The 25,071-nt window shown below is 43.2% G+C and carries 15 protein-coding genes and 1 other RNA gene; 9 read left to right on the forward strand and 7 right to left on the reverse strand.

Translation table 11 applies throughout. The annotated features are described in order from the left end of the window. The first annotated feature begins 2 nt into the window (after positions 1–2). From CLV59_RS10985 to CLV59_RS10995, 3 genes are all read left to right on the forward strand, one after another. Positions 3–917, forward strand: coding sequence for a PorP/SprF family type IX secretion system membrane protein (locus CLV59_RS10985; RefSeq protein ID WP_111592075.1), 915 nt, complete (start codon positions 3–5; stop codon positions 915–917). Between the two features lie 90 nt (positions 918–1,007). Beyond that, the gene (locus tag CLV59_RS10990) at positions 1,008–3,149 is read left to right on the forward strand and encodes an OmpA family protein (protein ID WP_211323802.1); all 2,142 of its coding nucleotides are present in this window, start codon (positions 1,008–1,010) and stop codon (positions 3,147–3,149) included. Between the two features lie 280 nt (positions 3,150–3,429). Then, the gene (locus CLV59_RS10995) at positions 3,430–5,916 is read left to right on the forward strand and encodes a Calx-beta domain-containing protein (protein ID WP_111592077.1); all 2,487 of its coding nucleotides are present in this window, start codon (positions 3,430–3,432) and stop codon (positions 5,914–5,916) included. 699 nt (positions 5,917–6,615) lie between these two features. Here CLV59_RS10995 and CLV59_RS11000 read toward each other — a convergent pair. The 7 genes from CLV59_RS11000 to rplU form a co-directional block, all read right to left on the reverse strand. Further along, entirely contained in the window at positions 6,616–7,113 is a 498-nt protein-coding gene (locus CLV59_RS11000) for a GNAT family N-acetyltransferase (protein WP_111592078.1), read from the reverse strand. A gap of 3 nt (positions 7,114–7,116) precedes the next feature. Next, positions 7,117–7,752, reverse strand: coding sequence for a DsbA family protein (locus CLV59_RS11005; RefSeq protein ID WP_111592079.1), 636 nt, complete (start codon positions 7,750–7,752; stop codon positions 7,117–7,119). Positions 7,753–7,794: 42 nt separating this feature from the next. After that, on the reverse strand, positions 7,795–8,511 hold the full coding sequence (locus CLV59_RS11010; RefSeq protein WP_111592080.1) for a PrsW family intramembrane metalloprotease: 717 nt from the start codon (positions 8,509–8,511) through the stop codon (positions 7,795–7,797). After that, positions 8,508–10,196, reverse strand: a complete 1,689-nt coding sequence (locus CLV59_RS11015) for a DNA polymerase/3'-5' exonuclease PolX (RefSeq protein ID WP_111592081.1) — start codon at positions 10,194–10,196, stop codon at positions 8,508–8,510. The genes CLV59_RS11010 and CLV59_RS11015 overlap by 4 nt, the downstream gene beginning before the upstream one ends. 408 nt (positions 10,197–10,604) lie before the next feature. Further along, the gene (locus CLV59_RS11020) at positions 10,605–11,003 is read right to left on the reverse strand and encodes a histone (RefSeq protein WP_111592082.1); all 399 of its coding nucleotides are present in this window, start codon (positions 11,001–11,003) and stop codon (positions 10,605–10,607) included. Positions 11,004–11,067: 64 nt separating this feature from the next. Continuing rightward, entirely contained in the window at positions 11,068–11,346 is a 279-nt protein-coding gene (rpmA, locus tag CLV59_RS11025; protein ID WP_111592083.1) for a 50S ribosomal protein L27, read from the reverse strand. Positions 11,347–11,401: 55 nt separating this feature from the next. Beyond that, on the reverse strand, positions 11,402–11,704 hold the full coding sequence (gene rplU, locus CLV59_RS11030) for a 50S ribosomal protein L21 (protein ID WP_111592084.1): 303 nt from the start codon (positions 11,702–11,704) through the stop codon (positions 11,402–11,404). A gap of 283 nt (positions 11,705–11,987) precedes the next feature. Between rplU and CLV59_RS11035 the strand changes: the two genes are divergently transcribed. The 6 genes from CLV59_RS11035 (at position 11,988) to CLV59_RS11060 (ending at position 25,070) form a co-directional block, all read left to right on the forward strand. Further along, positions 11,988–13,484 (forward strand): GH3 auxin-responsive promoter family protein, encoded by a 1,497-nt coding sequence (locus CLV59_RS11035; protein WP_111592085.1) that lies wholly within the window; start codon positions 11,988–11,990, stop codon positions 13,482–13,484. Between the two features lie 93 nt (positions 13,485–13,577). Then, positions 13,578–14,744, forward strand: a complete 1,167-nt coding sequence (locus CLV59_RS11040) for a 1-deoxy-D-xylulose-5-phosphate reductoisomerase (protein WP_211323804.1) — start codon at positions 13,578–13,580, stop codon at positions 14,742–14,744. Between the two features lie 86 nt (positions 14,745–14,830). Beyond that, complete coding sequence (gene rseP / locus CLV59_RS11045; RefSeq protein ID WP_111592087.1) at positions 14,831–16,171, forward strand: RIP metalloprotease RseP; 1,341 nt, start codon at positions 14,831–14,833, stop codon at positions 16,169–16,171. Positions 16,172–16,266: 95 nt separating this feature from the next. Beyond that, positions 16,267–16,641, forward strand: a transfer-messenger RNA (tmRNA) gene (gene ssrA / locus CLV59_RS11050). Positions 16,642–16,921: 280 nt separating this feature from the next. Beyond that, the gene (locus CLV59_RS11055) at positions 16,922–20,581 is read left to right on the forward strand and encodes a hypothetical protein (RefSeq protein ID WP_146616164.1); all 3,660 of its coding nucleotides are present in this window, start codon (positions 16,922–16,924) and stop codon (positions 20,579–20,581) included. 49 nt (positions 20,582–20,630) lie between these two features. Next, the gene (locus CLV59_RS11060) at positions 20,631–25,070 is read left to right on the forward strand and encodes a DUF6443 domain-containing protein (RefSeq protein WP_111592089.1); all 4,440 of its coding nucleotides are present in this window, start codon (positions 20,631–20,633) and stop codon (positions 25,068–25,070) included. Position 25,071: the final 1 nt, after the last annotated feature.

Below are 25,071 nucleotides of genomic sequence, written 5' to 3' on the forward strand. Positions count from 1 at the left end.
CTATGCGAAACTTTTTGGTAAGATCAGGATATCTGCTGGGCATGCTTCTATGTTTCGGTCTCTATGCGGAGGCCCAGCAGCAACCGATTTACTCTCAGTATATGTTTAACGGTATGGTCATCAACCCTGCCTATCCTTCAATGGATGAATCGTCCAGTCTGACCGCTGTAGGGCGTAATCAATGGGTAGGAGTGGAAGGGGCTCCGAAAACTTTATCGGCCTCCTTTTATACCCCTATCAAAGCGAGTAATACCAGTTTTGGCGTATCGTTGATGAATGAGAAAATTACGGTTAATTCCCAGACGCAGGTAAATTTCAACATATCTCAACGTGTAAAGCTGAACGAAAAAATGTATATAGCGCTCGGTTTGAAAGGAGGGATGTCGCAATATCGGGAAGATAATGCCTCATTGGGAACCTATGATCCCGTTTTTGCGGAAAACCAGAGCTATTGGAAGTCGGATGTAGGATTTGGACTGATGTTGTTTACGGATAACTTCTTTATTGGATTATCTTCGCCTACTTTTCAGAGTTTCGACCTGGGAAGTAAGTTAAACAAGGTGGAGTCCAAACCGCATTATTATTTGCAGACGGCTTACCTTTTTACCATTAATGACGCTATAAAAGTTAAACCTAACCTTTTGATTCGCGCTGTAAAGGGTTCTGGTATTCAGTATGATATCAATGCCAACGTATTGCTGAAAAACCTGGTCTGGCTGGGAGCTTCCTGGAGATCGGAACAAACGCTGACGGGGCTGGTGCAATTACAGGCTACCAAGAATTTACAGATCGGATATTCCTATGATACCCCTATGCAATCCAATCTTAAGGGAGCGCAGACGGTATCACATGAAATAATGGTGAACTACCGGTTTGCGTGGAGCAAGTGGAAAGTGGTAGCGCCTCGCTATTTCTAATCGAAAAAACATGAATGTATGCCAACGAAGCCCTTTAGATCCCTTATATTAATACAGGGTACTGTATTGATTCTCGCATCATGTTCTGTCGTGAAAAATTCCGGCAGCTTTGGAGATATGTCCAAGGTAAACCGCGCCGAGCGCTTATTTAAGCGTCAGGACTATGAGCATGCCATCTCCCTATGCAACAGCGTTATTAACAATGGCAGCAGTCCGGAGGCCACCCGAAAAGCTAAATTGCAACTGGCAAGGGTGTATTATGAAACCCGGCAGTTCGAAAAAACCATCAGTTTATATGATGAAGTATTGTATAAACCTGAAAAAGATATCCAGGAAACGGATGTCACCAATTACACAGATCTTCTCAAACGTACCGGTAGAGTAGAGAAAGCAAAGCAAATTGCAGACAACTTCTCTAAAACCTACGCAGATAATACCCGCTTTGCCAATATTCAGCGTTCCCTGAATAATTATTATTCCTTCTTCGACAGGAAGACAGCTGCTACCATGAAGATAGACAGCCTGCAGCTCAACCTGCCGGGATATCAGTACGGACTGGCCCTGTTCAAGGATAATGTAGTGTTCCTCTGTAATGATGTTAAAAAGAAGGATGCCCAATCGCTGTACACGAATTCGAAAATGTATATGATCTCCGAAAATGGAGTTCAGCCTTTCAATACTTCGCTCAAAGGTATTCTGCAACTGGGACCAGCCTCTTTTTATGATGGCGGTCAGAAGGTAATTTTTACCTCCAATCAGTTTTCCGATGTCCGGAATGAGAAAAATTCCTACATCAATTACAGTAACAATACCCAGTTACTGGCTTCCACCTTCCAACCAGAGCACAATACATGGACTCGTCCGGTAAGGGTGGAAATCGGAAAAAACAGCGCTTCTTACTCAATTTTGCATCCTTCAGTTGCTCCTGACGGGAAACGTTTGTACTTTGCATCCGATATGCCAGGTGGTTTTGGTGGAACAGATATCTACTATGCCGACTGGGATGCCACAGAAAAACGGTGGAAAGCGCCGGTGAATATGGGCCCAAAGGTAAATACCAATGGAAATGAGCTGTATCCTTACATCGCGGGAGAGAAATTATTCTTTTCTTCCAATGGCCTGGAAGGGTATGGCGGCCTTGATATTTATGTCATCAATACGAAGAAGCCGGAAGAAGGCGTTGAACATTTACCTTTCCCGGTAAATACCCAGTTCGACGACCTGAATCCAGTGCTGGATGAAAATAAGTGGTTGCTGTATTTTACTTCTGATCGTTCGGGAGTACACGATAATGACCATATCTATGTATTGAGCCTGCAAAACAATCCTTTGAAACAGGTAGGTATATCCAATCCCGATGCACCTGCCGAAGATGTTAAACAGTCCCTTACCGTGATTCAGACGGATGAACGCCGTCAGCACACCTATACCGGAGACGCGCGTTATGACAATCTCATCTCAAAAGATTCTTCTGTTAAGGCGATTATCAATGAACCTGTTCAAAAGGGACAGTCACGCGCGGAAGTAAAAGACCAGCGTGTAACAGTAGACTATGCCAATTCAGCCGCCAACAGCACTCCTGAAATAATCTCCTGGGAATACCAGGCCGGAAGTCCGCAAGCCGCTGCTGCCGCTCAGCTGCAGCAAAAGGCCCGTGCCTCCGAAAATATGCAGTCCGAGAAAACGGTGAATAGTCAGCCGGCAACTATTGCCTGGCAACCTAACGCCAACGCCGCTACAAAAGATAACGGAAATACGGTGCAGGAAAAAAAAACGGTAGCCGTAAACGATAATGCCTCCGCCTGGCAACAGAACAATCATGGCCTGGATGCCCGTATGGACAGCATTACACGCGCCGCCAACATGCTGCTGCGTATGCCCGGAGTGATCTATTTCGACCTGAACTCCAGTATACCGCTGGATCAGGAATGGGGAAAGCTGGATACGATTTTTCGTCGCTGGAAAAAATATCCGAAGCATATGATCGTGATCAGCGGACATACAGACATCATCGGCACCGAAAAATACAACCTGACCTTGTCTAAAAGCAGGGCAGTGTATATCCAGGAATGTCTGAAAAGCAAAGGAGTAGAGGCGGATAAGATCCGTATCAACTACTATGGCTCCAGCAAACCGGTATGGGTGGCTGGTCAGCAATCGCTGGATAACGACCGGGTGGAATTTATCCGCCAGCAGGGAGTGAACCGTAGATGTGAGGTGAAAATATTGTAGTAATAATGTTTAGCGGATATCAAAATTACAGAAATGAACAAAATGCAACCTGACCTTGTCTAAAAGGGCAGTATATATCCAGGAAGGTCTGAAAAGCAAAGGAGAAGAGGCGGATAAGATCCGTATCAACTACTTTGGCTCCAGCAAACCGGTATGGGTGGCTGGCCGGTAATCGCTGGATAACGACCGGGTAGAATTTATCCGCCAGCAGGGAGTGAACCGTAGATGTGAGGTGAAAATATTGTAGTAATAATTTTTAGCGTATATCAAAATTACAGAAATGAACAAGATTGCTTCATTAATGCTTTTCCTGGCTGTAGGTACACAAGCCATGGCTCAGGAGATGCCAGTAGTGTTCAACAAGAGTTTCAGTGGCGCCAAGAACCAGTATAAGAAACTGGCTATTGCCGACAATAATTCTATTGTTGCTATCGGTGGAGGAACTGATAATGGATGTATTACCAAGTTATCATCTGCCGGAAACCTTATTTACAATGCCAAGCTGAATAAAGGAGGTCTGGTAGCATACCAGGACATGCTGATGCTGCCTAAAAATGAGCTGGTAGCCGTGGGTGGAGGTACGATTGCCTATGGTAATGCACGTATCACCAAGCTGGCTTCCACCGGTGAAGTTATCTTTGATAAAAGCATCGGCAACGGCCAGGGTGGCTTCTTCACCAAAGTGATTACCGACCGTCATGGTAACTATATCACTGTAGGCGTGGATGGTAGCAAACCTGCACAGGCCCGTATCACGAAAATGGCTCCCGATGGCAGAATTGAATTCGATAAAGCCTTCGGTGCGCATAACGTATTCAACAACGTACTGATCGACGAAGATGAGAATATCATTGCCGTTGGTGGCGACGTTGGAGATGGCCAGGGTAAAGCCTTTATGGTGAAAGTAGACGGTAAGGGAGAGAAATTATTCGAACTTACTTTCGGTAAACCAGGGGCCGTATTTGAAAAAATGTTGTTGCTGGAAGATGGCGCAGTACTCGCAATGGGTGGCGGCGCTTATGGTACCGGCAACGCCAGCCGTATCGCGAAAGTGAATACGGAAGGACAGGTAGTATTCGATAAAGAATACAGCACTGTAGATGGTAAATTCAACGAGATCCGCGTAAACGATCTGGGTCAGATCTTTGCCTGCGCGGAAGAAAAAGAAAAAGGCCGTATCGTGAAACTTCGTCCGGATGGAACGGAGCTGTTCAATAAAGAAACCGATGCTGCCCTGTATGCACTGGAAGTAGGTAAAAACGGTAAAGTAGTAGCTGCCGGCGGTAACTCTGGCACCAACACTGGTAAAATCGTTAAACTGCTGCCTGACGGTACAGAAGTGATCAACAAAAATGCAGGTACTTCCTTCTCTCATCTGTTACTGACAGAAGATGATGAAATCATGGTAGTTACCAAAGAAGGCTATCGCCTGATGAAATTCAATCCCGATGGCGAACAAATGTTCGACAAACAACTGGGTAAGTACGATGCAAAAACTTCTCTCTCTGCCCTGCTGATGAGCCCTTCCGGCGAAATCATTGCAGCTGGCGGTGGCGACGAAGACGGTAACCGTATCATCAAAGTAAGTCACGGCGTATCTATCAACGATATTGTGGTAACAGAACCGCTGAATGGTCTGTCCAACGCATCGCTGACCATCTCTCTCTCCGGCTTCCTGCGTAGCAATGGCGTTCGTATGCCCGTTAACGTGCATTACAAAACCGTAGCGCATAAAGGTGGCGCTGGTGTGGGCGATTTCGATGCTACTGAAGGAACTATTTCTTTCGTACCATCTGAGTTTGCAGCAGGCGCACAGATCACCAAAACCATTCAGATCCCTGTAAAAAGCGATAATCTGCTGGAAGGGAAAGAAACTTTCCACGTAGAAATCATGGATGCATCTGATCTTCACCTGACTAAAAACAAAGGAGAAGTAACGATCCTGGATCAACCTGCGATTGTGAAATTCATTGGCGGTAGCAATGGTGCAGAACCTGCAACTGATGTGGTTTTCTCCGCTGGTTTATTTAAGAGAGACGGTACTCCGCTGATCAATGCTACTTCTAAGCCAGTACGTATGACTTACAAATTCGGTAATGGCACAGCTGTACCAGGTTCCGATTTTGTGAACAGTATTAAAGCGCCTTTTGTGATTGACAGTGGTTCCAGCACAGCTAACCTGAATGTAAAAGTGAAAGACGATAATCGTTTTGAACTGGCAGAAACAGTAGTGCTTGTACTGAGCGAAATCAAAGCAGAAAACGAAGCAGTGGTAGGCTATAATGGCGATGTAACCAGCATCTCCGCTACACAATACATCCAGGATCAGGCAGCATATATCACGCTGGTAAAACTGACAGATGCCAACGAATCTGCTACAGCGCCGGTGAGCATGTTCAAATGTATCCTGGTTAAAGCTGCTGATCAGTCAGTACAAACTAACTGCACAGGTAGCGATATCAATATCTTCTTTGGTGTAGATAGCGCTTCCACTGCTGCTTATGGTAAGAAGTATATCATCATGAACGGCGATATGGTGAAAATCACTGGCGACTGTGCGTTCAGCGAAACTGATATCCAGGTGGCTTTGGTAAACGATCGTATCAAGGAACCAGATGCACTGATAGTACTGAAATTGCGTGATGTTACAGCAGCTACAAATGCAGGAATGCTGAAAGTGGCGCCTGATATGAAACTGAATAAAGCTGTAGCAACTATCCACGATGATGATACAGACGAAAATGGCGCTGTATTGACATCGAAATAAAAACGGCTTGATTATTTAACCGATATACGCACTCAAGCACCTACGTTCCCGCATAGTTTCTTCTATGCGGGAATTTTTTTTATCAATATGATAGTATTAACAATTGAATAATAGATGAATATGAGCAAATATTATTTATATAGCTGGTAATCAATTATATATGAATTGTTTATAAAAAATTATATGTTTTTTGGCTAATAAAAAATCCAAAGGGAATATAGGGGCGTATATGATTGAGAAGGCATTAAAGAAGTTTTTTACCGTATCCTACATATACTAACCAGTTCTTGTAAAAGATTGTCAGAAATTCGGATGAGCAATGCTCATTCTTTATGGAGGCACATGTTTTTTTCTTGTACATCGTGGAGTCTCCTTGTACTGGTTCAAGGGCAGATGAAATTAGACGACAAAGGTTTCTCTGCCACGACCGTACAGATTCAGTAATGCGTTTTTTAAACCACTTCGGTGTAGAAGAGCTGCAAATTGAGCGTTGTAGATTTTTTGGTTACACAACGTTCAATTTGCAATAGCTGAAGCCTGAAGAAATTTAAAAACAAACGAACTAGTAATGCTACCCATTCGTGGGACTATGGAAATTATTCAATTCTTTAAAGAGTTGTGTCTTTTAATGGTTAACTTGGGAATAAGCCTGGTATCTCCTTACCGGGCTTTATTTTTTTACAACTCTTTTGATCCTGTTTATTTCAGCGGCTTTTGCATTACATAATCTTCCATCAAATAGCCGTTGCCGATGTCTGTATTTTTCTCCTTTATAACGGAAAAACCCATTCTTTCGTAGAAATGCAACGCTTTATTGAAGCGGTTCACGTCCAATTCCAAAATGGTTGCGCCTTTAGCCGCCACCTGATCAGCAACGGTATTCAGCAGAAATTTTCCGGCGCCCTTGCCCTGATAGGCGGGGTCCAGATAGATTTTATGCAGTTTATAAATGGCTGCATCATCGGTTTTACTATAGGCAGCATAGGCAATGGGGGCCTCTTCATCTGTCATAATAATAAACTGATGTTCCTTCTCTGTCATTTGTTGTTCAAGCGATTGATCGCTGTACATCATGTCCATCATAAATTCCATCTGCTCTGGACTAAGAATAGAGGAATAGGTAACTGTCCATATTTTAGCTGCCAGTGCCTGGATAACAGGGATATCTTTGGTCGTTGCTAATTGTATCTGATACATCTCTTATTGTTTATTTTGACTTTCTGCGAGGATATTGTCGATGGTCTGCTGTACTTTTTCAAGTGGCGCAAATCCTCTGGCGCAGAGATATAGTTGGTCGCCTGTGTCCAGGATAGCTGCCGGAAATCCGGTGATACCCCAGTTTTGAACCAGTTGAAATTCCTGTTGTGTTTCGTAACGGGTTTGTTCTTCCTGCATTTTCTGGAGGAACTCTTCTACTGGCAGTTCATAGCGGGCAATCAGTGGTCGGTAAGTATCATCATCGATCAGATTGTGTCCGTCGAAATTTAAGGCTACCTGCATATCATGTGCGAAGTCCAATGCCTTTGCTGGCAAGTACTGTTTGAATACGGTAAGTGCGATCGCTGGTTTCTCTGAATCCATTTTTTGAGAGGAAGGCAGTAGTTCATACAGAAACGCGTCTCCAAACTTCACACCTGTCATTTCTTCTACATTCTTATGTGCCTGCAGAATATAGGCCTGCATGGAGGACCATGGTCGTTTGTTATCGCCCAGGATCATACCGCCGGAAAGCACTTCAAATTCCCAGTCGGGATGTTGTTGCTGGAGCTGTTGCATTACAGGTGTGAAGCCATAACACCAGCCACAGAGTGCATCGTATACATAGATTATTTTCATTACTGTTTGATTATCGTTGAGCGGTTAATTTATAGGATATCGTCAGCTTTGGCCGCGATTATCATCTTCATTAAAGTAGTTATTCTCGTGCAGTTTCTCTGATAATGCACGATCTTTTTTAATAGCTCTGATGGCATTCCTGATGGCGAAAAATAAAGTTACTAATGCCGCGCCAAAGAAGAACAGATTATTTCCGGTGAAGAGGAAGAAATCGTATGTCCCGTGAAAAAATATGGCTACCAGTAATCCTTTTCGAAGCAGTTCATCTTTTTGCTGAGGCAAGAATTTCGCCAGTCCTACATAATACCCCATTAGCACGGCAAAAGCGCCATGCGCAGGCACCGAGAGGAACATACGGGCCACGCCGGTGCCCATGCCATATTTGGCCACATATGCGATATTTTCCAGGGTAGCGAATCCCATACCTATCATTACCGCATATACGATTCCGTCGAACGGTTCATTGAATGCTTTTTTCGGATAGGCGTACAGGTAGAGGACCAGGAATTTTGCCAGTTCTTCTGAGAATCCTACGATGGCATAGGCGAAGAAAGCGGTGTTGAAAATGGTATCACCGCTTTCGCTAAAGCCCAGCATCAGGGCGCCGGATTGTACTACCAATGGAAGTATAATGGACGCCATGCCCAGGAAGAAGCATTTCAGCAAGAGCCCTAGTGGTTCGCGGTCGTATTTGTCGAGCGCATAAATCAGCATAGAGATTGCCAGTCCGGGTGCTACTGCCAGGGCCAAGAGTATCATGAGATCAGATTTTTTTGTTTTTTCCTTTCTTTCAGGAAGGCATCCAGCTGATCAACAGTGAAGCTACTCAGATTGTTTGCCTTTGTCAGGCCGCCTTTCTGTGCAGCGAGGGTACCGTAAAATACATCTTGGTAACCTTCAATGCTATGGGCATCTGGATCTATGGAAATGAGTACATTTTTTTCCAGGGCATAATGAATCCAGGACCAGTCCATATCCAATCTGCGAGGGTGGGCATTGAGTTCTATCACCACGTTATTAGCGGCGCAGGCGTCAATGATTTTTTTATGATCTACGGGATAGCCATTTCGACTTAGTAGGAGTCGGCCGGTCATATGTCCCAATATCGTTGTGTAAGGATTTTCGATGGCTTTGAGCAGGCGTGCCATTGCTTTTTCCTCGGTCATTTTCAGCGTAGAGTGCACAGATGCAATTACCAGATCGAATGTAGCGAGGATCTCATCTGGGTAATCGAGGTTACCATCGTTGAGGATATCTGCTTCGATACTTTTGAAGATGCGGAATGGCGCCAGTTGTTTATTCAGTTCATCTACTTGTGATTGTTGTGCCAGAACGCGGGCAGCATCCAGACCGTTTGCATAGAAGGCAGAGCGGGAGTGGTCGCTGATTACCAGGTATTCAAAGCCTTGTTTCTGAGCGGCTACCGCCATTTCTTCCAGGGTATAAAGGCCGTCGCTCCATTGGCTGTGGGAGTGGATAATACCTTTGATATCGGACGATTGAATCAGTTGTGGCAATGTTCGGGAGCGTGCTTGCTCCACTTCGTATATACCTTCCCGTAGGCATGGCGGGATAAAGTCCATATCGGCTCTGCTGAAGATATCCGCTTCGCTGGTGGCGCCAGCGATGGCTGAATGGCCGCCGGCAGCGTTGAATTTATCAATAAAGGCAGCAGATCCTGTAGTGAGGAAGAGTTGTGCGGGGAAGTCGGCCTCACTGCATGCATGGGTAATAATTTTTATTTTCTCTTCGGTAGACCAGATGATATTGGTATCGTTCACGGCTTCCAGGTGAAATCCTGGCAGGAGAGAAAGTTGTTCCTGGATGGTTTGTACAGGAGCGGCTACCAGCAGTTCTATTTCGTCGATGATGATAGCGTTTCTTCTGAAGGCGCCGGTGATACTAACGGGAGCTGGCTGGAACAGTTCCTGCAGTTGTTTCTCTAGCTGGACGCCGGTGGCGGCTACTTCAGCGTAGAGGAAACGGTGTTTATTGGAGAGATAGAATTCAATATTCTGGCGGACGTTATCCTGTGTTTTCTGGCCGAAGCCTTTGAGGAGGAGTAGTCTGTTTTCGTTACAAGCATAGAGGAGTTCGCCCATGGATTCTACTTCCAGTTCTTTCCAGATGGTAGCAATTTTCTTAGGGCCGAGGCCTTTTATTTTCATGATTTCGAGGATACCGGGAGGTGTGACTTCCAGGTAATGATCGAGTAAGGCAAAGCGCTGGTTTTCCAGCATTTCTATGATAGCTTTTCCGGTAGATTCTCCGATTCCTTTGATTTTAAATATATCGTTATGGGGAGTATCTTTTAATTGGCCCGGGAGTTTTTCTATGGTAAATGCAGCGGAGGCAAAGGATTTTGCTTTGAAGCTGTTTTCGCCGTGAATATCCATTAGTTTGGAGAGCAGGGCGAAGTTATCGGCAATTGCGTAGTTGTCCATTTGATAAAATTAAGGGATTTTTTCACGTGGTGGTTTGGTCTCGCGAAGGGCTCAAAGAAAATGTGATGCAAAGGGCGCAAAGGGAGGGTGTATGAATTGGAAACGGGGGCTGGTCTCGCAAAGGGCGCAAAGAAAAGTGACGCAAAGGGCGCAAAGGAAAGATAGTTAGCGTAACTAAGTCAGGCAACAAAATCTAATCTTTTGCGGCCTTTGCCTCTTTGCGTTTTTGCGAGCCTCCTTCGCAAAGGGCGCAAAGGAAAGATAATTAGCATAACGATGCAGGCAACAAAATCTAATCTTTTGCGGCCTTTGCCTCTTTGCGTCTTTGCGAGAATCTCCTTCGCTAAGGGGCAAAAGAAAAGGTCCTGAATTTCAGGACCCTTATAACTACATTTTGTAAATCCGATCTTAGTTAGCTGGATTTGCTTGAGCTGGAGCGCTAGCAGGAGCGGCTTTCTTAGCAGCAGCTTTCTTCTTAGGCGCAGCTTTTTTAACAGCAGCTTTCTTTTTAGGAGCGGCTTTTTTAGCAGCAGCTTTCTTTTTAGGAGCAGCTTTCTTAGCAGCAGCTTTCTTTTTAGGAGCAGCTTTCTTAGCAGCAGCTTTTTTAGGAGCGACTTTCTTAGCAGCAGCTTTCTTTTTAGGAGCGGCTTTCTTAGCAGCAGCTTTCTTTTTAGGAGCAGCTTTCTTAGCAGCAGCTTTTTTAGGAGCAGCTTTCTTAGCAGCAGCTTTCTTTTTAGGAGCAGCTTTCTTAGCAGCAGCTTTTTTAGGCGCAGCTTTTTTAGCAGCCGCTTTTTTAATTGTTGCCATTGTTTTTTGAATTTGGGTTAGTAAAAAATAATTGGGTATAAAAAAACTTTATGGCAAACACTGATTAGGCTTCAGCCTGAGCAGTGGTGTCAAATGCTTTAACAGAAACGTAGGTTTTGTTTTCGCGACCTTTTCTGAATTCCACAACACCGTCAGTTACTGCGAAAATGGTAAAATCTTTACCAATGCCTACATTTTGACCTGGATGGTAAACAGTACCTCTCTGGCGAACAATGATGTTACCAGAAATAGCAGGTTGACCACCGAAAATTTTAACGCCCAGCCTTTTGCTTTGGGAGTCACGGCCGTTCTTTACACTACCTTCACCTTTTTTATGTGCCATTGTATAATTACTTTAAAAAACTTGTCTAAAAAATAAGTTGCGCTTAATGTACAAATTAAGCGATTTCATTGATTTTGATCTTAGTGAAGTGGGTACGGTGACCAACTTTCTTTCTGAAGCCTTTTCTTCTCTTCATTTTGAAAGCGATAACTTTATCACCCTGAACATGTCCTAAGATTTCTGCTTTTACTACTGATTTTACATCAGTACCTACAGCCAGCTTACCAGCGTTATCTGTTAACAGCACTTCAGAAAACTCCACTTTATCTCCGATATTTCCCTGTAACTGCTGTACAAATATTTCCTGGTCTTTTTGTACTTTAAATTGCTGACCTGCGATTTTTACAACTGCAAACATAATTATCCAAAATATAATTTCCGCAAAAGTACCATTTGTTTTTCTAATTGACAAAGTTTTCCGGCTTTTTTTAATTCACATGTGTAAATTAATGTATTCAACCAGATAAAACTTAATCTTTTCAAAGATACGTACTTTCCTGAAATTTAGATTTTTTTAACAATTTCTTACCATATTTTAAATCATCATTTTTACGGTGAAAGGCATCGCATTTTTATATACATTTGTCGTTTACACCATAATATAGTGGATGTCCATTCTCTCAATAATAAAATAAAGAGGCATGAAGTTTAAATCACTGCTGGCCAAACCATTTGCTTCCATTGTGCATAACAAGATCAAGAAGGAAATGCTGAGGGCGGTAGAAGACCAGGATCGCATCCTGGAGGAGCTGATAAAAACAGGAAGGAAAACGGAATTCGGCGCAGAACATAAAATGGATGCAGTCAATACCCACGAGGAGTTCAGGCAGGCCATCCCCGTTCGCGACTATGAGCAATATAAACCTTATATAGAACGAATTAAGCAGGGTAAACAAAACGTTCTTTGGAAAGGCCAGCCCATTTATCTGGCCAAAACATCCGGCACTACCAGCGGCGTAAAATATATTCCCATCACAAAGGACTCTATCTCTAATCATATAGATACCGCTCGCAATGCGCTGCTCAACTATATGGGAGAAACCGGCAATACAGCCTTTGCTGATGGTAAAATGATCTTCCTCTCCGGTTCCCCTGAACTGGAAAGAGTAGGAGGTATCCCCACCGGAAGGCTCAGCGGTATCGTTAATCATCATATTCCAAAATATCTCCGTACCAACCAGCTCCCATCCTACGAAACAAACTGTATCGATGACTGGGAAACCAAACTGGACAAAATCGTAGAGGAAACCATTAACCAGGATATGACCCTGATCAGTGGTATTCCACCTTGGGTACAGATGTATTTCGACCGACTAATGGAGCGTACCAACGGGAAACGAATAAAAGAAATATTTAAAAACTTTGATGTAATGGTATATGGCGGGGTGAATTTTGAGCCTTACCGCGCCAAGCTGATGGCTTCCATCGGCGCGCCTATTCATACCATCGAGACTTTCCCGGCTTCAGAAGGATTTTTCGCCTTCCAGGATTCCCAGGAACAAGAAGGATTACTCCTGAATACCAATTCCGGTATTTTCTATGAATTTGTTCCGGCACAGGAAATATTTAACGAAAATCCAACCAGACTGTCACTCAAAGATGTACAGGTTGGCGTAAATTACGCCCTGATTATTAATAATAATGCCGGCCTCTGGGGATATAATATCGGAGATACCATTAAATTTATATCTACCAATCCTTATAAAATCCTGGTAACTGGTCGTATTAAACATTTTATCTCTGCATTCGGAGAACATGTTATCGGAGAGGAAGTAGAGTATAGTCTGATGAAAGCGGCACAAGAAGAAAATGTCCACATCACTGAGTTTACTGTAGCGCCGATGATTCAAACAACCGGGGAATTACCTTACCACGAATGGTTTGTGGAATTTGAGAATATGCCGGCAAATCTGGAAGCTTTCGCCAAAAAAGTGGATGAAAACATGCGCCAGAAGAATATATATTATAACGACTTATTGACTGGCAATATATTGCAACCCCTGAAAATAAGACCTGTACGGAAACAGGGCTTTATCGACTATATGAAAGCGATTGGAAAACTGGGCGGACAAAACAAAGTGCCTCGTCTGAGTAACGACAGGAAACTGGCAGACGAGCTGACGCAGTATTTACAATGATAGTATTCCGGGAGGAACTTATATAACTGCTGTAAACCATTTTTACAGCTGATCGTTCATGTATTGTTAACCGATAAAATGTAAATCACCGTAATGAATAAACGAAAAATTGCCATCTTCGGCTCCACCGGATCGATTGGTATTCAGGCACTGGATGTGATAGCGGCGCATCCCGACAGATTTTGTGTGGAGGTACTGACCGCACAAAATAACGCAGACCTGTTGATTGAACAGGCGCTGAAATTCAAACCTAATGCGGTTGTCATTGGGAATGAAGAAAAATACAAGCAGGTTAAGGACGTTTTATTTGATAAAGGCATTAAAGTATTTGCCGGCGCTAAATCCATGGTGGAAGTAGCTGCCTGGAATTCTATTGATATGATGCTGGCAGCCATTATGGGCTTTGCTGGTCTGGCTCCTACCATGGCGGCCATCGAACAAGGTACTGCCATTGCCCTGGCCAACAAGGAAACCCTTGTTTGTGCCGGCGATATCGTAATGGCGGCTGCTGCCAGGAGAAATGTGCCGATTATACCGGTAGATTCCGAGCACTCGGCCATCTTCCAGTGTTTGCTGGGAGAACCACTGTCCAAACTGGAGAAAGTAATCCTTACCGCTTCAGGCGGTCCTTTCCTCGGTAAAAAGCCGAACTTCCTCATCAACGTGAAAAAAGACCATGCGCTCCAACATCCAAACTGGAGTATGGGCGCTAAAATCACCATCGATTCCGCCACCCTGATGAATAAAGGACTGGAAATGATCGAAGCTAAATGGTTATTTGGTCTGAAACCAGAAGATATTGAAGTAGTGATCCATCCACAGTCCATTATCCATTCTATGGTGCAGTTTGTGGACGGTTCCCTGAAAGCCCAGATGGGCCTGCCGGATATGAAACTTCCTATCCAGTATGCACTTGGCTTCCCTGACAGGCTACAAAATGATTTTCCTCGTTTCTCCTTCAGAAACTATTCCTCGCTGACTTTTGAACAGCCAGACACGAAAACTTTCCGCAACCTGGCAATCGCTATTGAGGCCATGTACAAAGGCGGAAATGCGGCCTGTGTGATGAATGCTGCCAATGAAGAAGTGGTGAATGCCTTCCTGAAAAACCGTATCGGATTCCTTCAGATGACGGAAGTAATCGAGGAAACAATGGCAAAAATCCCGTTTGTAGAAACGCCTTCACTGAACGATTACTACGAATGTGACACTGCAGCCAGAGAGCACGCGTCTTCCTTAATCAATTCCATTGTAATTTAATAGCAGTCAAAAATTAACAACACATTTTGCCTTTTTATCTGTTAAATCTGATATTTTACAGGCGGAATAAAAGCAGCATATACTAAATGACATTAGAGTTAATATTAGTGAAAGGCGGACAGCTTATTCTGTCGCTCTCTATACTGGTGGTTCTGCATGAGCTGGGCCACTTTATCCCTGCCAAGTTGTTTAAAACCCGTGTAGAAAAATTCTACCTGTTCTTCGACCCCTGGTTTTCCCTGTTTAAAATCAAGAAAGGAGAAACGGAATACGGTATTGGCTGGCTTCCGTTGGGCGGATACGTGAAAATATCCGGTATGATCGATGAAAGCATGGACAAGGAACAAATGGCCAAACCCCCGCAATCGTGGGAGTTTCGAGCCAAACCAGCCTGGCAGCGACTGATCATCATGATCGGTGGCGTTACGGTGAACATCCTCCTGGCTTTCTTCATCTATTCCATGATTCTATGGTCTAAAGGATATACCTATATTCCTACCAAAGACCTGCCTTATGGCGTAAAAGTAGATTCTCTCGGTAAAAGCATCGGGCTGCAGGACGGCGATAAAATCCTTAGCCTGGATCATAAAGAAGTAAAGGAATTTGATAAGATTCCGGTTTATATGATCCTGCATGGCGCCAAAACTATCCAGGTGGATAGAAATGGTCAGCAGGTAGATGTGGCCGTTCCGGAAGGTTTTATTCGTCGTGTAATGGGGATCATGAAAGGTGGCGGAAGCTTCCTGGACCCTAATATGCCAGATACCGTGCCTTATGTAATCGGAAAAGTAGTGGAAGGATTCCCGGGCGCAAAAGCTGGTCTGCAAACAGACGACCGCATGCTCGCTGTAAACGGGGTGTCTACACCGGATACCAAGTCTTTCCTGACGGAAATGAAGAAGTATAAGTCACAGACCATCGATCTGCAGATCCTCCGCGGAAAAGATACCATGACCGTGCATCCTGTTTTGGATACCACTGGTAAACTGGTACTGTTACCATTTAAAACAGTGACCATTCACTATTCCTTCCTGGAATCTTTCCCGGCAGGCGTAAGAATGGGTGTGGATAAACTGAATTCCTATGTGCTGCAACTGCGACTGCTGTTTGTATCCAAGGAAGTGAAAATGACAGAATCTGTAGGCGGTTTCGCCAGCATTGCCAAACTGTTCCCGGATCAGTGGAACTGGCTGGATTTCTGGCAACTGACAGCGTTTTTGTCGCTCATCCTGGCATTTATGAATATCTTGCCTATTCCGGCATTGGATGGTGGCCATGTGCTCTTCCTCCTGTACGAAATAGTAACAGGCCGTAAGCCAAGTGAGAAATTCCTGGAATATGCACAAATTGTGGGAATGGTCATCGTACTGGGGCTCTTGCTCTTTGCGAACGGACTGGATATTTGGAGAGGAATTTTCGGCAAATAGCCACTTTTGCATAAATTTTTGAAAAAAGCATACAGCTATCACAGCTGTATGCTTTTTTACTTTGCGGAAAAGTTGTATATTTGTGGAATAATCCGGGGGCTGCCTGGTTTTGACAGCATAGGTCTTTGAAAGTGTAAGCATGTCGTGCGTTGGATAATTAGCACGTTAATCTGAATATTCAAACTTTAAATGGCGAATCTAACTACGCCATGGCTGCCTAATCAGAGATTAGACACCCATTATAGCCGCCTGGAGTTGTCGCCTTATGCGACTCCCGCCGCTGAATCATCAAACCCATAGGGATAGGTACTCATGGTTTCTGTGAGTGAGTACTGAAGCTACAACGGATAAGAACGAGGTTGGTTAGTTGCGCCCCTGCTGAGTTCCGACATACCAATGCGTAAATAAACATGTAGAAGCCTTTCGACGAATATGTTTGGACACGGGTTCGATTCCCGTCAGCTCCACTAAACGCCTTCTCTACCCAGTAGAGAAGGCGTTTTTTATTGCACATATCTTTCCTTTTTTTACAACTTACCTTGTAGTAAATACCCACTTTCTGATACCCACTGTTCCAATAAATTGTCTATATTGTCATTGTTTGTTGGCATTGAATTGACCATGATCTGAATTAATTCATTATCCCTGTTAAACAGATTTACAGATAAGCAACTGTCGTGTGCCATAGTACTGTAAGCATACTCCTGTTGAGATTATCCCTGAAACCAGATAAGAAAAAATCTAATTGCGATGAAAAGAGTCCTACCTATGACAGGAAAAAGTGTGTTCGCATTTTTTGTACTGTTCCTATGTTTTGCTATAAATAGTATGGCGCAGGATATGAAGTATGCAACCATCAAAAATTTTATTCCCCCTTCACCAGATGTAGCCGCCTTTGCCAAATATGGCGATATCCCCGTGAGTTATTCCACTGGTATCCCGGATATCAGTATTCCATTGTATGAAATTAAATCCCGTAAACTTTCTTTACCACTGACGATTTCTTATCACGCCTCCGGATTCAAACCAGATGAGATTCCTTCTATTGTTGGATTAGGATGGGTGTTGAATAGTGGAGGTATGATTTCAAGAACGGTAGTAGGCCGGCCTGATGAGCTTCCTGGTGGATACCCCGATACTACGGCTAATGCCTATAGAACCCGGAGTTCTCTGCAATATGCTACTTACAGCACCAGCGATGATAATTTTTATTACCTCAATAAATGGTCGAATACAGGTAACCTGGATACACAGGCGGACCTTTATAATTTCAACTTACCGTCTGTGGCCGGCCAATTTATGTATGATACCAAAGGAAAGATACATTATACGCCTACGGACCGTAAACTGAAAATTAAAAAGATCGACCTCAATACGTTCACCGTTACAGATGATAACGGAACTATCTACACTTTTAATGAAACAGAAACAACAAGGACAGCAGACCAGGCAGGCCTGGAACCAATTACCTGTTGGTACCTGACAAAGATGGTAACTTATGATCATACTGACTCTATCGTTTTCCATTACAGAAATGCGGTAGAGCAACATGATATTGCTTGTAGCTACACTTTTAATATACACGTAGATCCACCATTAGAGGGCCCACCGAGTATTACGCCAAGTGTGCGTCAAAGTATAGTGGATATGTATTTTAAACGTAAGCTGCTTGACAGTATTATCTTTTCCGGAGGAAGCATAGGATTGGAATATCTAAACGACCGCCAGGATTTAGGACATGAAAGAATCTCATCGCTGAAAATTTATAACGCCAACGGTATTCTGCGTACCGTTAGTTTTAATCAGTCGTATTTCCCTGGTCCGGATAAACGGCTTAGACTTGATGGGCTTAGCTTTAAGGATGCGACACTGAATACGGTGAATACTTATGCTTTGGCATATGATAATACCTTTGACCTTCCCAGGTATACACAGCAATCTGGTCCCTTTACCGGGTTTAAGACTGCTTGTACAGACTATTGGGGATATTATAATGGTAACGCATCCACAACTACCTTACCGCTCGATTACAATGATGCAATAAATACTTTCATCATCAATATGAATGGCTCATCACTGAGTTATATCACCAACTATTATCAGAATTATGCCGGTAACAGGAGTGTTAATCCTAGTCTCTCCCAGGTTGGAATCTTAAAAAAGATTACCTATCCTACCGGCGGTTTTACTGAGTTCTCCTATACCAATAACTGTGTAAACTATACCGGAAATGATAAGGATCTTCTGGGAGGGCTCCGGATTTTCGCCATCTTAAATTCGGACCCTGTCACAGGCAAATCCAAAATCAAAACATATACGTATGATTCAGGAATTGCTATGGCCAGAGTTGTTCCGGATAACTTTTATTACAGACAGCCTACGTTAAAACGTATTCAGCTATCGCCAGTCTTGAATTATGATTTTTTCCGTTCTGATTTTAATGTGGTATGTAGTCCGGTGTCTTCTTTTGGTTACTACAACGGCTCCACTGCTCTCTATAATAAGGTAACCGAATACGAGGGCTTCCCAGGTAGTAATAAGGGAAAGACGGAATACGTATATGATTATGCGCCGGATTCTCTTTATGGAAGCGATATGTCCAAAAACTGGAATCTCAGCTCTGACAGAAGTTGGATGAGAGGACAGCTTTTAAGTAAAAAAGTGTATAGAAATGATAGTACTCAATATACACTGCTGCATCAAACCAGTAATACTTATGGCAATTTTGGGTTGGAATCATTCGCGATTGGTGTAATAAGTGAACCAATGTTGACGACCTTTGGTTCCAACATTACTCTGGAAGCATATCTGCAGCAACTGGTCATTTATGGTGCCTCCTTACCATTGTTAAGTTACTTCGATTACCAGGATCTCCGTATGACAATCGGTACAAAGGCGCTGTTGAAAACAGAAGAAACTGAATACTCGAACGGTACTCAGGTTACTACAAAAACCTTCACGTATGGTGGAAATAATCACCTGTATCCAACTATCCTTACTACTTCGGGAAGTAAACCTAATGAAGTAATAACGGAAATCAGGAAGTATCCATTAGATAAGAATTTGATCGGTGGACTTTCAGCATCCGCATCCGCTGGTATAGATGGATTAACTGCATTGAATGTGGTGGCTGCGCCATTAGAGATAGAAACAAAACTGAATAATAATACCATTCAGATAAACCGGACCGATTATCAATCCTTTGGAGCTCCGGAAAAAGTTTTTCCAGCTTTAATTTCACAGAGAAATGGTAATAATCCATTGGAGCCGCGTGTACAGTTTGATAGCTATGATAACGTAGGAAATGCCACTACACTAAGATATGTAAATGGTGGTGCGGTGTCTTATATATGGAATTATGACAAAAAAGAAGTGGCTGCCAATGTTAAAAATGCGGCTGATAACGAAATCGCATTTACCAGCTTTGAAACTACTGATGGCGGCGGCTGGCAGTATTCCGCAGCTGCGGTTAATGGAGGTTTTGCGGGATTGAAATCCTATAATTTAAGTCAGGGAAATATTGTCCGTAATGTATTGAATACTTCCAGAAATTATGTGGTATCCTATTGGTCAAAAAATGGTAGCGCGAACGTAAACGGAAGCCCAGGTATATCGAAGAACACCAGCAATGGATGGACAAGATATGAACACATCATTAGTACGCCTGCTTCTATTACGGTCTCAGGGAATGTATTGATAGATGAATTACGGTTGTATCCTGTAGATGCACAAATGACAACATTTACGCACATTCCACTGGTAGGAATAACCGCTACATCTGCTCCCAACAATACTTATAGCTTCTTTGAGTATGATGCTTTTGGCAGATTATCTGTTGTAAGAGACCTGGATAAGAATATCCTTAAACAGTATGATTACAGTTATCAGGATGGGAACGCGATATCTAAGAAAGGTACCTGGCAGTTGTCACAATATACGCAAGGCAATGGGTTGAAACAAGGTGAGTATCTGGACACGGATCCATCCAGTCCTACCTATAATTCAAAAGCATGGATGACAATCGGATTACTGACTAATTATACTCCTCCTATTAGTACCTGGATTCCAACCGGACAAAAAACATGTGAGTTGGTTCCTGTAACAGGGAATACTGGTTATACATTGGTAGAGATGATTGATAAAGGTATTTACAGTAGCAACTATGGTAAGAAAACTTGGATTAAAGGCCCTTATGATGCTACCACATGCCCTCCACCATGTAATCAGGAAGGACAAAAGTTAGTAAATGGTATTTGTCAGACAGGGACTAAAATATTTACGAATTATCGTCAGTATATCATGAACGGTCAAACCTATTGTGAAGCCACATATCATTACAACTTTACGGATGGTACTCGTAGCATTGACTATTTTGTTACCACGACTGGTGAGTGTCCATCTGATTCCTGATGCATACTGCTGAATGCAGTATCCTGTTTAATCCTTCAACCTATTTGCAATGATATCTCGATATATAAAACTCCTTATACCAGTAACCCTGTTACTATGCGCCCTACAGCCCTGGACGGTTGATGCGCAACAGAATGCTCCTGTCGCAAACCCCCAATCTAAACCAGGAGCTACGCCGGTGAGTATAACCCCTGTTCCTGCTACTAATGTGAATGTGGTAAGAACCTATCAGCCAAGTGTTCCTATAACGGACCCAAATGCTGTGAGAAATACCAGTGATGTCAGTCAGGTGAAACAAAAAGCCCAATATGTTGATGGTTTAGGAAGACCCATACAAACGGTTCAGAAAGGGCTTTCACCAAGTGGAAAAGATAATGTGGCGCCCATCACCTATGATGAGTTTGGGAGGGAAGTGTACAAGTATCTCCCCTATAGTCACCTGGATAAATCCAATAGTGCCCGTTCTTCAGATGGTATGTTTAAAACAGATGCTTTCATCAACCAGGCTGCTTTTTATAACGAGCGTACAGGACAGGCAGATGAAAAGGTGTTCTATGAAGAAACGGATTATGAACCCAGTCCCTTAAACCGGGTAGTAAATAAATTCGGCGTTGGGGCTTCATGGGCAAAAACAGGTGGTAACAGACCCGTGTCTGCCAGATATCTGCTTAATACTACAACTGATAATGTACGTGTTTGGGAATGGCCTCAAACAGCAAATGTACCTGTAACAACAGGCAGTTATGCGGCGGGAGCATTAACAAAGAGCGTCAATATTGATGAGAATGGAAACCGGATAGTGTCATTTTCAAATAATAGGGGAAAGTTAATTCTGAAACAGATTTACCTGACGGCCGATACCGCAGATGGCTATACGAATAAGCTAAGTACTTATTATATCTATGATGATTTCGATAATGTGCGTGGCGTGATTCCTCCAAAGGCAGTTGAACCATTGTTGGCTGCCAATTGGAATGTTACACAGAATATTGTAGATGAGCTTTGTTTCCAGTATCAGTACGATGGTCGGAACAGGATGATTGTAAAGCGGGTACCAGGTGTAACGGCTGCGACGGAAATGGTGTATGATCTGCGGGATCGCCTGGCTTATATGCGCGATGCCAATTTGCGTCGGGATAATCAATGGTTGGTGACATTCTATGATGCACAGGATCGTCCGGTGGAAACGGCGCTGTACAATCGTGGTGGTACACGTGAGGAATTGCAACAGGCAATGAATCAATTTACGGCAACTACCACTACCATGATATATAATTCGCCAGTGAAACAATTGGTGGTGGCTAATGACGATGGCAGAAATAATTACGTCGCGCAGGAGACTGTGGAATTAATCCCTGGTTTTGAAACGGGATCTGGTGCGGAGGTGACGATTAATATTGATCCCAATGCTACTGAAACAATTACACAGGTAGTCACGCTTAATCCACTGCCAATAACAGAAGGCGGTGCATTATATCCGTTGACCTTTACTTACTATGACGACTATACGTTCCCAAATGCAGCTCCTGCTAATAGTAGTGCGTATACTAAAATTAGTCAATATGATAGTCGTTTTAGTGCGAATGCAACAGTTGTCTCACAGGAAACAAGAGGTCTGCAAACCGGTGCACGCATAAGAGTATTACAGGATGGAGAAAAGTGGATGACCACTACAACATATTATGATCGCAAAAGCCGCCCTATCCAGACTTTTAGTAATGATGGGCTGGGAAAGCAGGAATCTGTGAGCATATTGCTGGATTTTGAAGGTAAGGCCTTAAGTACACTTCATCACCAGCGGAATGCTGCTGCTATAGCAACTCCTGAGTCTGAAATATTTACCAGATTGGAATATGATGCTGCTGGGAGATTGTTAACCGTCAATAAACGTATTAATGGTAGTGCTGAGAAATTAATTGCTTCCAATGAATACGATGAGTTGGGACGTTTAAAGAAGAAAACCCTGGGAACTGATCTGGAAAGTCTGAATTACGAATATGGTTTAAATGGCTGGTTGCAAAGTATCAACAAGGATTTCGCAGTAAATGGTAATGGCCATTATTTTGGTATGGAGTTGTCCTATGATATAGGATATAGTAAAAACCAATATAATGGAAACATTGCTGGGATTAAATGGAGAGGTTTTGCAGATAAGGAATACAGAAGTATGGGTTTTGACTATGACAAAGCCAATCGCCTCCTGTTCTCCGACTTCAACCAGTTTACAGGAGGAGCCTGGAATAAATCGGCCAATGTGAACTTCTCCACAGTGATGGGAGATGGGATTAATCCACAGACAGCCTATGACGCGAATGGAAATATTCGAGCCATGATCCAGAATGGTCTGAAAGGCGGTGTGAGTACGATTATTGACAGTTTGTCTTATAGTTACCAGGGAAATGGCATCAGTAATCGTTTACAGGGGGTGCAGGATGCAGTGGTAGATCCATCCTCCACATTGGGCGATTTTAAAGAGGTGAATGGTAAAGGCTTAAATGATTATACGTATGATCCTAATGGCAACCTGACTAAAGATGATAATAAGGGGATTCTCTCTATTAGTTATAATCATCTGAATTTACCTACCGTCATACAGATGGCTAATAACAAGGGATCTATTCGTTACATCTATGACGCATCAGGAACAAAGCTTTCTAAAATTGTAGAAGACAAAACAGGGGATAGTGTAAAAACAACCATCACTGATTATCAATCCGGTACAGTATACACGGATAATAAGCTGGAATTCCTGCCGCAGGAAGAAGGGCGTATTCGCTTTGTAACTAAATCCGGACAGGCGCCTTACCTGGCATATGATTATTTCCTGAAGGATCATCTTGGAAATATCAGAACGGTATTGACAGAGGAAACTTCCAATGGTATTTATGCCGCCACAATGGAAAGTGTTAGTGCGGCTAAGGAAGAAGCATTATTTAGTAATGTAGGATCTACCCGTGTGGCTACTCCGGCAGGTTATCCTAATGCCGGATCTGGGAATCAATATGTTGCAAAACTAAATGCCGGTACTGGGGCCAAGGTGGGTCCTTCCCTGGTATTACGTGTAATGGCGGGAGACACGCTTCGTATAGCCGGCAATGCCTTCTACAAATCTACTGCAGCAAAAAATAGTAACGTTACGCCATCGCAGATGCTGACAGCAGTGTTGAATGCATTCTCTGGAACGTCTGCTGGTGGCGGCGCACATACCGCCATCGGATCAAATGAATTGTCCACCAATTTCAGCAGCTCCGATATGCGCCATCTGATAGAAAAGGATAACAATCAGAATCTGCCTGACAAACCGCGAGCCTATATCACTTTTGCCGCTTTCGATGACCAGTTCAAACTGGTGGATGACAACAGTGGTTCCCGCCAGGTACAGGGATCTCCGGATGTATTACAGACACTCGGCGCCGATAATATTATCATAAAGAAGAGTGGATTTATTTATATTTATACAACTAATGAGAGTAATGAAGATGTATACTTTGATAACCTGGTAGTTACGCATGGCAGCGGGCCATTGATGGAGGAGACGCATTATTATCCGTTTGGGTTGACGATGGCGGGGATTAGTGCTAATGCTTTGGTGGGTACGAAGTACCCTAAGAATCATAAGGAATACAATGGGATAGAGCACACAACGGAATTGGATCTAAATCAGTACGATGCTTTTTATAGGAATCTTGATCCACAAATTGGAAGATGGTGGCAGATTGATCCTAAACCCAATTTTGCAGAAAGTCCATATGCTTCAATGAGTAATAATCCAATCTTGAATATGGACCCATTAGGTGATTCGCTCCTGAAAAAGGCAGATCACAGAATTGCCAATAGGATTGAAAAGCAGCTCAACTATAAAAATGTAAGCTTGAACAAGCAGATAACAAGGCTGAATAATAGGATTGCGAGTGCTGAAGCTGGAGGCGATAAAAAAAGGACTGAAAGTCTAAGGGCTGATTTGAAAGATGTTAATGCCAGAATAAGTGCCAATACAGCTACTCTTTCACGTTTAAATGCGATAAAGGATGATCAAAAAATGGCATATACATTTAACGAGTTGCCGATGGGTAGCACACGAGGTGAAACTAAATTGGACGCTGTAAAGAATTCTGCCGGAGATTATCAGCCTGCGATTGTTATGAGTATTACAAGTGATGTAAATGCTGTACACGAAATTACTCACGCTTATCAAGGGGGTATAGAGCATTCTATTATGTTAAACGGGAGCGGAGCAGCTTATTTAGGATCGAATCTCGCTGCTCAGCAAATGAGCAATGCGAAATCTGAAATTGAAGCATATAGGGCGCAATATGGGTTTGATCCTTCCTCGATGCCTTCTTCTACAATGACGAATACTCCAGCAAGTATGCAGGCTGTAGGGATTTTTTATATAGGTGGAATCATTAATAACGCAACTTCTAAGCCTGTTTATCAACACATTCGAGATAGAGTTAATGTTATTATTCAAGAACTGATGATTTTTTAAC

The sequence above is a fragment of the Chitinophaga dinghuensis genome (assembly GCF_003259435.1).
In the GTDB taxonomy this organism is placed as follows: Bacteria; Bacteroidota; Bacteroidia; order Chitinophagales; family Chitinophagaceae; genus Chitinophaga; species Chitinophaga dinghuensis.

Bases quoted from the DNA above. Each gene is read 5' to 3' on its own strand.
- CLV59_RS10985 (WP_111592075.1), top strand. From the start codon at position 3: ATGCGAAACTTTTTGGTAAGATCAGGATATCTGCTGGGCATGCTTCTA.
- CLV59_RS10995 (WP_111592077.1), top strand. From the start codon at position 3,430: ATGAACAAGATTGCTTCATTAATGCTTTTCCTGGCTGTAGGTACACAA.
- CLV59_RS11000 (WP_111592078.1), bottom strand. From the start codon at position 7,113: ATGTATCAGATACAATTAGCAACGACCAAAGATATCCCTGTTATCCAG.
- CLV59_RS11005 (WP_111592079.1), bottom strand. From the start codon at position 7,752: ATGAAAATAATCTATGTATACGATGCACTCTGTGGCTGGTGTTATGGC.
- CLV59_RS11010 (WP_111592080.1), bottom strand. From the start codon at position 8,511: ATGATACTCTTGGCCCTGGCAGTAGCACCCGGACTGGCAATCTCTATG.
- CLV59_RS11015 (WP_111592081.1), bottom strand. From the start codon at position 10,196: ATGGACAACTACGCAATTGCCGATAACTTCGCCCTGCTCTCCAAACTA.
- CLV59_RS11020 (WP_111592082.1), bottom strand. From the start codon at position 11,003: ATGGCAACAATTAAAAAAGCGGCTGCTAAAAAAGCTGCGCCTAAAAAA.
- rpmA (WP_111592083.1), bottom strand. From the start codon at position 11,346: ATGGCACATAAAAAAGGTGAAGGTAGTGTAAAGAACGGCCGTGACTCC.
- rplU (WP_111592084.1), bottom strand. From the start codon at position 11,704: ATGTTTGCAGTTGTAAAAATCGCAGGTCAGCAATTTAAAGTACAAAAA.
- CLV59_RS11035 (WP_111592085.1), top strand. From the start codon at position 11,988: ATGAAGTTTAAATCACTGCTGGCCAAACCATTTGCTTCCATTGTGCAT.
- CLV59_RS11040 (WP_211323804.1), top strand. From the start codon at position 13,578: ATGAATAAACGAAAAATTGCCATCTTCGGCTCCACCGGATCGATTGGT.
- rseP (WP_111592087.1), top strand. From the start codon at position 14,831: ATGACATTAGAGTTAATATTAGTGAAAGGCGGACAGCTTATTCTGTCG.
- CLV59_RS11055 (WP_146616164.1), top strand. From the start codon at position 16,922: ATGAAAAGAGTCCTACCTATGACAGGAAAAAGTGTGTTCGCATTTTTT.
- CLV59_RS11060 (WP_111592089.1), top strand. From the start codon at position 20,631: ATGATATCTCGATATATAAAACTCCTTATACCAGTAACCCTGTTACTA.